Raw genomic sequence first — 12,975 nt, 5'->3', positions numbered from 1 at the left:
CGTTGGAGCTTATTCCCTCATTTTTTACCCGAGACGTTGAGGGCGGCGATATCCCGCACCAGAGCTGGACCACGGTAAACGAGACCGGTGTAAACTTGTACGAGGGCCGCTCCCGCATCCAACTTCGCCTGAGCTTGGGCTGCCGTCATGATGCCGCCTACCCCGATGATGGGCATGGAGGAAGGGAGTGCGGCTCGCAGGGTGGCGATGACCTCGGTGGATCGGCTGGTGAGGGGTGCTCCGCTCAGTCCGCCTGCCTCCTCTGCCAGGCGATGGCCCGCGACGGCTTCACGGGAGATGGTGGTATTGGTGGCGATCACTCCATCCAGCTGCTGTTCTGTGAAGACACGTACCAGGCTGTCGATTTGGGCGGGGTCTAGATCGGGGGCAATCTTTACTAGCAGTGGCTTCTTGTCGCCGTGACGGGCTGCCAGACGCTGCTGCTCCTCTTTCAACGTTCCGACCAGGCGACGGATCGGCTCCTCCGCCTGTAGATCGCGCAAACCCTTGGTGTTTGGGGAGGAAATGTTGACTGCGATGTAGTCGGCAACGGGATAAGCAGCCCGCAAGCAGATCACATAGTCGTCCACGGCCTTCTCGTTGGGGGTATCGAAGTTCTTTCCGATGTTCACGCCCACGATTCCGGTGCCCTGCCGCTTCTCCAGCCGGGCGACGGCGGCCTGGATGCCAGGGTTGTTGAAGCCCATGCGATTGATGATGGCTTCTTTCTCAACAAGCCGGAAAAGTCGGGGGGTGGGGTTCCCAGGCTGCGGGCGGGGGGTGAGCGTGCCGACCTCGACAAAGCCAAATCCAAGCGCACCCCAAGCGTCCACAGCGGCAGCCGACTTGTCCATGCCCGCCGCCAGACCCACCACGTTGGGAAACTCAAGGCCCAGGACCTTGATGGGAGGGGGCGGGGGGGCACCAGACTCCGTTCCTTCCAGCATTCCGAGCGCATGCCCCATTTTGAGCAGCTTCACCGTCCATTCATGGGCAGTTTCCGCGTCAAGCTGAAAAAGAAGAGGGCGAAGAAGTGGGTAGAGCCGGTGGATCAAGGACATGGGAAGGATGTCGTATGCCATACCTCGCGGGGAAAAAATCGCAAATGAGGTGATCTATCAGGGAAGTTAATTGTTTGACTAAAAATAATTGCCAAGGGTTCCTGTTATCTGTAGCACGTAGCAACCAATACAGGTTCCCGGGGGTGGCGAAGACGTGGGCGGTGCCGTTTTGGCTTCTTTCCTGCGCCACAATCTATCCCCCGCCGTGTTCAAGTTAATCCAGAGGATGCCTTTGTTTTGGAAGCTTCATTGCAGCGGGTGGCTGCTGTTCTCCCTCAGCATGCTGCCGGTGCGGGTGGTGCTTGCCAAGCCAATGGGAGGGGCGTGGGAGAGCCTCGTGCCAGACATGATTTTCTTTTTAAGCCGTGACGTGCTGGGGTTTGCGCTCTGCCTGGGCTTGCGGTGGGTTTACCGTCGCCCGTTTGCCCAGAAGGCAAAGTCTCTCGTGTTGGCACCACTGCTGGTGGGGATGGCTGCCGCAACTGCCGCAGTGGACGGGTACGGTGCGGAATGGCTGCGTAGGATGATGGAGCTGGGAAGAGGTAACGTGAGCGGCCCCGTTTTCGTGGCGGCTTCCTTCTGGCTGCATCTCATTATCTTTTTCTTTTGGGGACTCTTGTTCTTCATGCTGCGCGCTTTCATCCGCGCCAAGAGGAATGAGAAGCGGCTGGCGCTTGCGGCGGCCCGTCAGAGGGAGTCTGAGCTCCTCATGTTGCGCGCGCACCTGGAGCCACATTTTATTTTTAATGCTCTGAATGCTGTCACCATCCTGTCTCACGGCAACGCAAAGGTATTACCCGTCGTCAGAGGGTTGTCTGACTACTTGCGCTTCTGCCTCGCCAACCGGGACAAGCCGTTCGTTCCGTTGGGGGAGGAGTTGGATGCGATCTGCGAGTACTTGAAGGTCGAGCGGGCCCGTTTTGGCGATGACCTGATTGTGAGGGTGGATGTGGATGATCCCTCCAGCCGTCACATCCCTGTGCCCGGTGTTTTCATGAAGCCGCTGGTGGAAAACGCCATCAAACATCGGGCTCCCGGGAATCATCCGCTGTACCTCTGGATTCAAGTGGACCATCGGAAGCAGGAAGGTGATGAGGCGGTGCTGGAAGAACTGCGGATGCGACCCGTCCATGGTGATCGGCACGAACAGGAATCCGCCCCTGATCTGCAGGAGGTGGCAGAGATGATTTTCGATAGCGAGGTGCCCGACTTCCTGGCCTTGGAACGGGAATTGGTGATCCGGGTGACAAGCAACAGCGTCTGGAAGCCAACGGTGGACCGGGTGGATGTAAGTCCTGCCAGCGGCGTGGGGTTGAGCAACCTTCAGAGACGCCTGGAACTGCTCTACCCGGGGGAAGGGCGTACTGAATTCTCGATTGGACCATCGGAAGGCTATGTCGTGGCCCAGATTCGTATTCGTGCACCTCTCCATGCCTTCAAGAACCGGGTCAGCGCTTCCCGTCCCACGCAGCCCGACGTCCAAGATCCGGGCGTAACCCAGCGTCGGGATGCTGGTGCTTTTGCCGGGATGATCGGCACGCAGACGCCGCAGTCGTGATGCTTTGCGTGATTTGTTTTTCCATGGCACAAGTTGCAACCTGAGGCTTCAGATGAGAGGGGTGGGCACCCATCTATGACAGCAGTCATTCGCAATCCTTGGTTCGCCGTTTTGATGCCTGCGCTCGTAGGTTTTGGAACTGCGGTGTACGGGATCCGTGATTTCGAGCGCTATTCCCTCGCCCTTTTAATCGGGGTGCCGATCCTGGTTTCATTCCTGTCGGCATTCTGCACCTCGTATCGCCGGGAGGTGACTTAGGGCTGGGCCTACTGGACAGCCGTTGCTTCGCAGCTGGTATTGGGTCTGATGCCTGATTCTCGAGTGTCCGGACTTCGTAAACACCTGAAATGAAAACCAACCTTCAGATCGTGCATGACCTGTACAAGGCGTTCCGCGAAAAAGACTACGATGCCTTCATCGCTCTCTGCGCGCGGGACCTGGAGTGGGTCCAGAACGAGGGCTTTCCGCGGGGGGCCACCTGGCATGGACCGCAGGCGGTGGTGGATGGCGTGTTCCGGACGTTTGACGACACGTGGGAGGACTGGAAGTACGAGGTCGAACGGTACCTTGATGCCGGCAACTCGATCGTCGTGGTCGGGCGCTATCGAGGGAGGCACCGTCTGACGGGCAAAACGTTCAACTCACCGGCCGCTCATCTTTACGATCTCACCGGAGGCCGAGTGCAGCGCTTTCGCCAGTTCACCGACACCAAAGTGATATGGGATGCGATGGAGTAGCGGTGATGCGGGCTGTGGGTTGCTTGCAGAGAAGTTTTGGATAGCATGGGGCAATCCTTTGATCACCATGTTTAGAGATATCCCAGAATCGGACTGGAAGAAGTTTTGGCTCATTCATCAGTCGGCGCTTCAGCGCTTTTCGCAGGGCAGACTGAGCGCCTTGCAGAAGCTTGCCGTAGCTGAGGGAAAGAATCCGCAGGAGCGCCTGATTGATGTCTTCGAATTTGCACGGCAGACGCAACGAGAGATGGCGCGGATGTTTGACAACCCCAAGAGATCCACTGCCTTGATGTTGCTTGCTCAGATGCACGCCGAGCAACTCGTCGAAGCGGAGGAATGGAATGGCCTCTCAGAAGAAATCCGCGAGATGGTCGAGGTGATGATCGTCGGATGACTCAGTCTGCCTACAGTGTTGGCTTGGCACTGCCGCTGTATTGACTTCATGACTCAGTCTCTTCATGCTTTCCATTGTCGGTGTCGTGCGCCTTACGCGGTGGAGCAGCATTTTGTGGGGAGGCTCATCAAGTGCGGTTGGTGTGGTGTGTTTGTGGTCGTGCCACGCCGGGCTGGAGAGCCAGTGCATGTGCCGACATTTGCTCGGACGACTGACCGGCTGGAGATTGATCTGGCTGTCCGTCGCGACTGGCGTCAGGTGCACGAGATTGACCGAGATCCGGCAAACTATGAGTTCGAGATCTCCAGTCCCAACACTCCCCGCGAAACCCGGCGCAGGATCCGGGCGGGAAGGTTTCCCTCCGGCTTCAAGAAGTCCGGGAGGTTGGTTTTCAAAGTGGTGTTGAAGGGGACCGGAAAGGTGATCGGACTGGTGCCGGTGGGATACGTGCTGCCCTACTATAGTGTCAATCTGGGGGTGGTGATCCATCATCCCCATGCGGGAAAGGGATATGGACGGGAGGCCGTTGCGGCAGTCACGGCGATTCTGTTTGAGGAACTGGGCGTCTTCAAGATCAATGCCATGTGTGACAGCATCAACCTTCGGTGCTTGAGCTTGCTGGAATCCGTGGGATTTGAGCGGGAAGGTGAGGCCCGTTCCTGGTTTTTTCATCCGACGCGTGGTTGGATTGATTCGCCTTACTTCGCCATGTTCAATCCTGCTGATTTGGCCATTCGGTCGGGCCGGCTGGCTGTGCCGGGTGAGAGAGGGCCATGACGGCAACACGAGGTGACTCTGAGATGCTGGTACAGGCCTGCCTGGGCATCGCCGCTGGTCCACTGGCGTTTGTGCCGGTCTTGGTCTGAATGAAACTGCGTTTTCTGGTCAAGGATTGTGACCAGGACATTCCTGTAAGCCGTGCCAGTGCTGGCCGTAGTGGAGGCATGCGCTCTTTACAGTTTCATAAGTGGCTGCGACTCGGGCTTGGGTTCGTGATGGTGGGGGCTTTTCTCGCTTTGGAGGGGCAGGAACTGGAGAGGCCCGTCACCATTGTGGCCTTTGGCGATTCCACCACCGCGCCGCGTGGTGCGGTCACGGTTTATCCTCTACTTCTGCAGGAGGAACTGCGGCAGGTGCAGGTGATCAATGCGGGCGTGCCTGGTAACACGACCACAATGGCGAGGCAGAGGTTTGAGAGCGATGTGCTGGCAAAGAATCCTGAGATGGTGATCATCCAGTTTGGCATCAATGACTCGGCTGTGGATGTCTGGAAACAACCTGCGGCAACGGTGCCGCGAGTGGCGCTGGAAACGTATGAGGCAAACCTGAGGTACTTCGTGCAGAGCCTCAAGGCCCGAAAGGCTGCGGTGGTATTGATGACGCCAAATCCTCTGCGCTGGACGGCCAGGCTCAAGGAAATGTACGGACGCGCGCCCTACCTGCCGGACGAGCCGGATGGCTTTAATGTCACGCTGAATCCCTACGCTGAGAAGGTGCGGCTCATCGCAGCTGAGGAGAAAGTTGAGCTGGTGGATGTGCCGCCAGCCATGGCCGCACGGGCGGCGGAGATGAAAGGAAGCCTGGACCAGTTGCTCGCGGACGGGATGCACCCCAACGATGAAGGGCATCGCGTGGTGGGCAACCAGCTCAAGACTGCTCTCCTGAAGATGGCGCAGGAAAGAAAGCTGTCAATCACGTCGGCCCCCGCCTGGCAGGCGAGCGGGACCACGGCAATCATCCATCCTGCGGCCAGGGATATCACCTTCGATTCTCCGCATGACACCGTGTTGGGGAGTGGGCTGGTCTTGTTGAAGGATCGAACCACGATGATGGCGGTGTATTCCACCCCCTCCAGTTACTACAGCAAGCCCGGTACAGTGTGGATTGCCGCGCGACGCACGCTTGATGGAGGCAAGTCGTGGGAGATGGAGCAGGTGGTGGCCCGTCATCCGGATTGTCAGCCCTCACATCCTTCCGTATTGGTTTCCAAGGATGGCACCATCCATGTCTTCTATCTCGGATTTAAAAAGTGGGCATGGCATGGAGTCAATCCCGCCTCAGACACTGCCAGCGATATCTGGACGACGCGAAGCAAGGACCAGGGCTCCACCTGGTCGGTGCCGCAGAGAATCTTCACCGGTTACAGCGGAGCCACCAATGGGGCGGTTGAAACGGCGGATGGAAAACTGGTAGTGCCCTTTTCCCACTACGTGAACAATCCGGGGCGATTGGTCAGCCGTGTGGCGATCTCTGCGGATGGCGGGCGGAGCTGGGACCTGGGGGCTCCCCTGGACATGGGTGGGGCAGGGGACCACGAAGGGGCGCTGGAGCCAGCGGTGCTGCCGCTGAACGACGGGCGGATTTGGATGCTGATCCGCACCACCCGCAAAGTCTTCTGGGAGGCGTATTCCTCAGATGGCGGGCTCAACTGGACGGTGCCTGGGCCTACGACAATCGATGCCTCCTCTGCTCCTGCCAGCCTGACCCGATTGAGAGATGGGCGAGTGGCGTTGGTCTGGAATCAGCGGTCCAAGGGGAGAAGGGAGCTACAATTGGCGCTCTCCTCCGACGACGGGAAAAGCTGGTCTCGACCGGTGCCCCTTGTCCGCGGCAAGAGTGTGACTTACCCCTCTGTGATAGAAGGTCCCTCTGACGGGGACTTGTGGATCGGATATCACGATGTGGCCAATGGGTGGAACTCGCCGAGGGCGCGGCAGATGAGAGCAAACGTGAACGTGTTGGAGACGGTGAAGCGGGAGTGAAGGATCATGGAATGCCCTTCGAAGGGGCTTGGCCAAGCGCCGCCCTATCTGAAAGCGCACGAAGTCTTTACAACAAAGGCTTCCGGCGAAGTTTACGAATCGATCCAATTTTGCCGAACTGGTTGCAAAATCAACAGCTGGTCCGACTGTCACCGCCCGCCCGGAATGGACATGCATTGACCATGAACCCCGCCTGTCAGCAGCTTTTTCAAGATGCCTTGAGTCATGTGACGCTTCAGGACATTCTTGAATTCTGCCCGGAGGAGCAAGGCGGGACGGGATACATCCGTGAGTTCACGGCTATCTATCATGCCCGTGAGGTGCCGGAGGTCTATAGCTTCAACATCACGGAAACCATTGGGCTGACCCAGTGGGGCGAGGTGGAGAATGGGACCCGCGAGGACAGGTTTCGCCGCTTTCGCATCTTCACCAATGCGGTGGGGGCGGCGATGTGCTCGGGCAACAAAGGGCCGGATGACAACCTTCCTCCGAACTATCTGGCCATCAGTCTGCTCGATGATGCATGGGAGTTGGACGATGGGGCATTGCTTGGACTGTTGGCGAACGTGTACGAGGAAATGCACTCTCGGGTGGTGACGGCCCGCTGGTGCGCGGACGATGCCCCTTTCCTCCTGCTCGGTCAGTTGCTCCTGGCCCTCCATGGCAACCATGATGAGGATCCCAACCAACTGGCGGGACCTCTGATGGAGTCTGAGCGACTCCGGGCGAGACGCAAGGGGCGCGAGGTTTTCTTGTGGGGCTGCACGGTCTTCAACCAGATGCATGTGCGCTGGCAGGAGCGTCTGGCTCAAGCCTTTGCCGGGTATGCAGGGCGGGTCGAGGAACCTCTGGCCAAGCTGCAGCGTGGGCTGCTTGGGAAAGAGGATCCCCGCCTGCTTGTGACGGGTTGAATCCACCGGCTTTTATGGCACGTTGGCAGTGTCAGTGAAGAAGCGATATCACAACAGCCGTCCACGCACGCCTGAGGTGTGCCCCGTGTGTGGAGAAGACGTGACTCCGGGAGCGATTGCCTGCCGGGGGTGCGGGGCAGATCACCGCACAGGGTGGAATCTGGCCGCGAGCGACTACGCCGGGCTGGATCTGCCCGGCGACGAGTTTGACTACGACGAGTTCATGCGCCGGGAGTTTGGTCAGCGCTCCAAGTTGGCGTTTGGGGGGCTGCACCCCTTGTGGTGGCTCACCGCTGTCATCCTGCTCATTGCGATGGGCATTGCTCTCCTCAGGTGAAGGAGCTTACGAGGTCTCGTGTGCCCGGCCGCGCTCCTGTACCCGGTAGTCCGTAGGGGGGAGCCCGGTGAGTTTTTTGAAATCCTTGCTGAAGAAGTAGGGATCCCGATAGCCGCACTGCCGGGCAATCTCCTTAATGGGCTCGTCAGTATCGATGAGACGGTGTTTGGCCTGGTTCATTCTTTCGCGTCTCAGCCAGTCGATGGGGCTGGTGCCCATGGTGCGCTTGAAGGTGCGGATGAAGTGGCTCACGCTCATGCCTGCCAGGTGGGCGAGGTCTGAGAGGCGCAGGGCGTCGGCATAGTGCTGGCGCATGCGAATGAGCGGGCGTTCCAAGGTGCTAGGAACGGGCTCCGTGTCCTGGCCGCCGTCTTTGAAGCGATTTTCGTACAGAAGAGAGAGCAGGCGGGCCACCGCCACGTGCATGGAGGCGGGGGCATTGGGGCTGGGAGACTCCAGGATGTTGAAAGCATCCATGAAGCAGGCCTTCGTGGCGGCATCGTCCAGCAAGGGGAAAACCGGCGTTTCCCGAATCCGGAGCAGGGAGGCCAGAGCATCCAGTCCGGGCCCTTCGATGCGGACCCAGTAGAGCTCCCAAGGTTGGATGGGGTCGGCTTGGTACTGGTGAGGATGCCAGCAGGAGACCCAGTAAAGTCCCCGCGCCTTGACCCGGTGAACACGCCCTGCCACCCGCACTGTGCCCGAACCCCGCAGACAGTACACCAGCTCGTGTCCCGCCAGGGTTTCCCGCTCGATGTGGTGCGTTTTGTCGGCTGTCAGGTGCCCGGCCCGGACGGTGGTGTAGAGCGACGCGCGCACGGCATCCCGCTCCGTGTGGAAATAACTGCGTACAAACCGGGTCATTGTTGGGAGTGGCTATGAGGCTAGTCGAAATACGGGGTCGGGATCAAGAAACGTTCGACGGGCTTCTGAAGAACGCGCAATCAAGCACGGGAATTGCCAGTGGAGTTTCCATAAGGCATGTAGAATATTAGCGGATGCAGAATTCCTCCGCCCGCCTTTTTGACCCGGTTGAGACCGGCGAACGGGCTCGTGGATGGCGGGTGGGGCTGGTATTCCTCCGGAAGATCGCCAGAGGGTTGGGGGAGGCTTTTGCGCTTGATCTGAGATCGCTGGCTCTTTTCCGCATCAGTCTGGGGCTGCTCATCCTGGTGGATGTGGGGATCGCGATCACCAATGTGGAGGCCTTTTATTCTGATGAGGGTGTGCTGCCCCGGCAGGTATTGCAAGAGCGCCTCTGGGAGAGTTCGGCGCAGTGGTCGCTGCATGCCTTACAGGGCGGTGTGGGCTTTGAGAAGCTGCTCCTGACCGCACAGTTGCTTGCCGGTGTGGGCCTGGTGGCGGGCTGGCGCACCCGATGGATGAATTTTCTCTGCTGGGTGCTGGCGTGTTCCCTGGAGACTCGGAATCCCCTGGTCAGCAATGGGGCCGATGCGGTGATGCGTCTTCTGTTGTTCTGGAGTTTGTTCCTGCCTTTGGGAGGCTGGTGGTCCTGTGAAGCGAGCAGGCGTAAACGGCAGGGAGGGGATGCTATGCCGGTGCGATGGGTCTCCTTCCCGGCGGTGTGCTGGGTGATGCAGGTGGGATTTGTTTATGTGTTCTCGGCGGTGATGAAGGATCGCGGGGCCTGGTACTTGGAAGGTACGGCTCTGCAAACCGCCTTGCATCTGGACTTGTTTGCCCTGCCTGCGGGAGTGTGGCTCCGGGAGCACGCGGAACTGTGCCGATGGCTGACACGGGGCACCGTCTGGCTGGAGCTGGTGGGGCCGTTTCTCCTGCTCCTGACGGGGCGGTGGCCAGCTTTGCGCGGAGTTCTCTGCCTCGCCTTCATCCTGTTCCATCTAGGCATTGGCCTGTGCATGAACATTGGGGCCTTCCCCTGGATGATGATCACGGCCTGGCTGGCGCTTCTGCCTGGTTCCTGGTGGGACCGTTTCGGAACAGGCACGAGGGGCAACACCAAAGGGGCGTTGCCAACAGCCAGACGGACCCATCCCGCTGCGGTGGTCTTCACCTTTGTCTGCCTGGCTTATGTGTTCCTCTGGAATTTGCGAGGTACCGACTTCTCACGCTGGGAGAAGTTCTTTCCGCGATCCGTGAACCGCGCGGCTTTCGCGCTCAGGCTGGATCAGCACTGGAGCATGTTTGCGCCCTTTCCGACCCGGGAGGATGGCTGGTTTGTCCTGCGGGCGGGCCTGTCGGACGGTACCGAGGTGGACCTGTTGCGGAGTGGCGAAGTGACAGACTGGAGCAAGCCACCCGGGCTGAGCTCCACCTTCAAGGATGCCCGCTGGCAGAAGTACCTGATGAATCTGTGGCTCCAGCGTTACCATGAGTTCCGCCCGGCCTACGGCGACTGGCTGGTGCGCCACTGGAATGAGGATCACGGCGGGCTGAGCCAGGTGGTGGCCTGGCAGCTCTATTTCATCCACGAACCGACGCTGGAGGGCGGCAAGACCGGGCCGCTGCAGCGGGTGCTGCTGGCCCAGTGTGAACACGTGCCCGCTGGCGGGTCGGTCAGCGTCCCTTCTTCTTCTTCGACTTCAGGTCAGCCTTCTTCTCTTTCCCCCTGATGGTCCACTGGAAAGGGAGGCCTTCCGCGGGCCAGGCCTCGCGGATGGTACTCTCCAGGTGGCGCAGGTAGCTTTCCTGAAGCTTGTCTGCGCGATTGGCGAAGAGGACGATGTTCGGCACCGGAATGGCGGAGGGTTCGTCTTCCTTCCTGAAGGTGGCGTAGAGGAGATTGAAGGAGCTGCCGGAGCGGCCGACAGCGGCAGGAGAGCTTGCGATGGCTTTCTGTAGCATGCGGTTGAGCACGCCGGTGCCTGGAGGATTCTTGGCACCGTGGTGCACGCGCTCGATGGCCTTGAAGACCTTGTCGAGGAATTGCTTCTCCTTGGCTGAGACCGGGATCATGGGAGCGTGGCGCAGGAAGAAAAATTCGCGTCCTGCGTTCTCCAGCAACTCTTCTGTACGATCCTTCATCTTCCCGGTGGGATGGTAGAGGTCGAATTTGTTCAGGAGAATGATGCAGGGCTTTTGATACTCCACGATGAGGCTCGCGATCTTGCGATCCTGCATGCTGATGCCTTCTGCGCAATCCACCATGAGCAGACAAAGATCCGCCCGGCGGATGGTTTTGGTGGCCTGCATGGCGCTGAAGGATTCCACCGCATCCTGGATCTTCGCTTTTCGGCGCAACCCGGCGGTGTCCACCAGGGTGTAATTCTTGCCCGCCACCGTACAAGGGATGTCGATGGCGTCCCGGGTTGTGCCGGCTATTTCACTGACGATGGTGCGCTGCTCGCCCAGGATGGCGTTAACCAGGGAGGACTTGCCGGCATTTGGCTTGCCCACGATGGCGATACGAAGGGGTTTCTGGGGCTTGGCGGGTGCGGCCTCGCCCTCGTCACCTTCGGCTGATTCGTCTTGAGAGGGTTCTGCGTCGGCCTTTCGAGATTTGTTCCGGGAGGGATATTTGGCAGGTTTGACCCGTTCTGTGCTGCCATCGGCTGCCTGGAGGCCCAAATGGGTAATCGTGAGCGCCATGAGCTCGTCGATGCGCAGGCCATGCGCGGCGCTGACATCCACAAGATGGTTGAAGCCCAGCTTGGCAAACTCCGCACCATGGGCGCGGCGCTTGTCGGAATCTGCCTTGTTGACCACCAGGATGATGGGCTTGGGGCTCTTGCGCAGGGTGCGGGAGAGTTCCAGGTCAATGGGGGTCACGCCCTCCACACCGTCCACGACGAAGAGGATGAGATCCGCTTCCTCCATGGCGAGGTTTGCCTCCGCCTGCACCTGGGCGGCGAATTCATCCTCAATGGTGGCTCCGATGCCCCCCGTATCCATGATGTCAAAGGGCACCACGCCTCTGCGGCAGGTTGCGACCAAGCGGTCACGGGTGACCCCTGGGCGATCATGCACGATGGCGATGTTTTTGCCAGCGAGGCGGTTGAAAAGGGCGGACTTCCCCACGTTGGGGCGGCCGACGATGGCGACCATTTTAGGATTCTGGATTTCCATGACCGGATGCTTGAATTTGACGGACCGCCACGGCCAGATAGACCATGCCGGAACTGAAGATGAAGACGCCGGCGACGATGGAAGCAGGCAGCACGAGGGGGGTGAGATTGAGCATGGCCACGCTGACGGCGGCGATTTCGCCGACGGTGGCGGACTTGCCCGTCCAATGAGGCTGGATCTGGACGGATCCTGCCACATGTTTGATGACAAATGCTCCCGCGATGCTGAAGACCTCGCGGGTGAGATAGAGAATGACAAACCAGAGCGGCAGCTTAGCCGGCCAGGCCGTGACGCTGAGCGTGATGATGGCGGACATGAGCAGGAGCTTGTCCGCCAGGGGATCAAGGATGACTCCCAGCTTGCTCCGCTGGTTGAAGCGCCGTGCCACCCAGCCGTCGATGCCGTCACTCAGCGCAGCGGCGGCAAACACTGCCATGGCCCAATAGCGAAGGGACTCATTGGGATGCCCCGCTTTCACACTGTCCGAATAGTACACCGCAAACCCCACGAACACGGGGATGAGGAGAATACGGGCCAGGGTGATTTGATTGGCGACAGTCACAGGGGATCGCTTCCTTAACCCCGGTAACCTTGAGTTGCAAATCTTTACGGCAAGGGTGGCCAGGAGGATGTAGGAAGTACGCATGACCAAGCCTCTCCCGGGAACCCCTGCTCCTGACTTCACCGCGCCCATCGCAGGCGGTGGCCATGCATCAGGTGATGAGGTCACGCTCAGCCAGTTAAGGGACAAGCCTGTGGTGCTGTATTTTTACCCCAAGGACAACACTCCGGGGTGCACCACGCAGGCGTGTGATGTGAGGGACTCATGGGGACGCCTCAAGAAGCTGGCGCATGTACTGGGTGTGAGCGTGGACAGCATCCAGTCTCATGAGAAGTTCATCAAAAAGCATGAACTGCCTTTTCCCATCATCAGCGACGAGCAGCACCAGATCGTGAACGCCTACGGCGTGTGGGTGGAGAAGAGTCTCTACGGCAGGAAGTACATGGGCACCGAAAGAAGCACGTTTGTGATTGGCAAGGATGGTCTGATCAAGGCGGTGCTGGAAAAGGTGAAGCCAGCCGGTCATGTGGATCAGGTGATGGCGGCGTTGCAGGGGCTGGAGTGAGGCATTGAGTTTGGGGGGCTGAAGTTCTAGCTTGTCGCGTC

General features: G+C 59.5%; 13 protein-coding genes. 9 read left to right on the top strand and 4 right to left on the bottom strand.

Annotated elements, in window-relative coordinates; translation table 11 throughout:
* Positions 1–17: 17 nt before the first annotated feature.
* Positions 18–1,061, bottom strand: a complete 1,044-nt coding sequence (locus tag VSP_RS22685; RefSeq protein WP_198141212.1) for a quinone-dependent dihydroorotate dehydrogenase — start codon at positions 1,059–1,061, stop codon at positions 18–20.
* A 226-nt stretch (positions 1,062–1,287) separates the two neighbouring features.
* Between VSP_RS22685 and VSP_RS22680 the strand changes: the two genes are divergently transcribed.
* The 7 genes from VSP_RS22680 (at position 1,288) to VSP_RS39845 (ending at position 7,760) form a co-directional block, all read left to right on the top strand.
* Complete coding sequence (locus VSP_RS22680) at positions 1,288–2,619, top strand: sensor histidine kinase (RefSeq protein ID WP_009963565.1); 1,332 nt, start codon at positions 1,288–1,290, stop codon at positions 2,617–2,619.
* Positions 2,620–2,966: 347 nt separating this feature from the next.
* Complete coding sequence (locus VSP_RS22675) at positions 2,967–3,356, top strand: nuclear transport factor 2 family protein (RefSeq protein ID WP_009963564.1); 390 nt, start codon at positions 2,967–2,969, stop codon at positions 3,354–3,356.
* Between the two features lie 67 nt (positions 3,357–3,423).
* Positions 3,424–3,750, top strand: coding sequence for a hypothetical protein (locus tag VSP_RS36845; protein WP_044133636.1), 327 nt, complete (start codon positions 3,424–3,426; stop codon positions 3,748–3,750).
* A 48-nt stretch (positions 3,751–3,798) separates the two neighbouring features.
* A complete protein-coding gene (locus tag VSP_RS39855) occupies positions 3,799–4,527 on the top strand; it encodes a GNAT family N-acetyltransferase (protein WP_081452662.1) in 729 nt (242 codons plus the stop codon).
* Positions 4,528–4,616: 89 nt separating this feature from the next.
* Positions 4,617–6,512, top strand: a complete 1,896-nt coding sequence (locus tag VSP_RS39850) for a hydrolase (RefSeq protein WP_009963559.1) — start codon at positions 4,617–4,619, stop codon at positions 6,510–6,512.
* 182 nt (positions 6,513–6,694) lie between these two features.
* Positions 6,695–7,423, top strand: a complete 729-nt coding sequence (locus tag VSP_RS22655; protein ID WP_009963557.1) for a hypothetical protein — start codon at positions 6,695–6,697, stop codon at positions 7,421–7,423.
* 34 nt (positions 7,424–7,457) lie between these two features.
* Positions 7,458–7,760, top strand: a complete 303-nt coding sequence (locus VSP_RS39845; RefSeq protein ID WP_009963555.1) for a hypothetical protein — start codon at positions 7,458–7,460, stop codon at positions 7,758–7,760.
* Between the two features lie 6 nt (positions 7,761–7,766).
* Here VSP_RS39845 and VSP_RS39840 read toward each other — a convergent pair whose 3' ends face one another.
* Positions 7,767–8,624, bottom strand: coding sequence for an AraC family transcriptional regulator (locus tag VSP_RS39840; protein ID WP_009963554.1), 858 nt, complete (start codon positions 8,622–8,624; stop codon positions 7,767–7,769).
* A 134-nt stretch (positions 8,625–8,758) separates the two neighbouring features.
* On the opposite strand from VSP_RS39840, the gene VSP_RS39835 reads away from it, so the two are divergent.
* Positions 8,759–10,354: an HTTM domain-containing protein gene (locus tag VSP_RS39835; protein WP_009963552.1), complete on the top strand. Its 1,596-nt coding sequence runs from the start codon at positions 8,759–8,761 to the stop codon at positions 10,352–10,354.
* Here the strand turns inward: VSP_RS39835 and der are convergent.
* Together der and VSP_RS36810 are read right to left on the bottom strand one after the other, a co-directional pair.
* The gene (gene der, locus VSP_RS36815) at positions 10,299–11,807 is read right to left on the bottom strand and encodes a ribosome biogenesis GTPase Der (protein ID WP_009963550.1); all 1,509 of its coding nucleotides are present in this window, start codon (positions 11,805–11,807) and stop codon (positions 10,299–10,301) included. The two genes, VSP_RS39835 and der, sit on opposite strands and share 56 nt — an antisense overlap.
* Entirely contained in the window at positions 11,788–12,453 is a 666-nt protein-coding gene (locus tag VSP_RS36810; RefSeq protein ID WP_157211005.1) for a CDP-alcohol phosphatidyltransferase family protein, read from the bottom strand. Before VSP_RS36810 ends, der begins: the two co-directional genes overlap by 20 nt.
* Between VSP_RS36810 and bcp the strand changes: the two genes are divergently transcribed.
* A complete protein-coding gene (gene bcp, locus VSP_RS22625) occupies positions 12,452–12,934 on the top strand; it encodes a thioredoxin-dependent thiol peroxidase (RefSeq protein WP_009963548.1) in 483 nt (160 codons plus the stop codon). The genes VSP_RS36810 and bcp overlap by 2 nt on opposite strands.
* Positions 12,935–12,975 lie beyond the last annotated feature (41 nt).

The sequence above is a fragment of the Verrucomicrobium spinosum DSM 4136 = JCM 18804 genome (genome assembly GCF_000172155.1).
In the GTDB taxonomy this organism is placed as follows: domain Bacteria; phylum Verrucomicrobiota; class Verrucomicrobiia; order Verrucomicrobiales; family Verrucomicrobiaceae; genus Verrucomicrobium; species Verrucomicrobium spinosum.
This window is presented reverse-complemented; position numbering and strand designations above follow the sequence as displayed.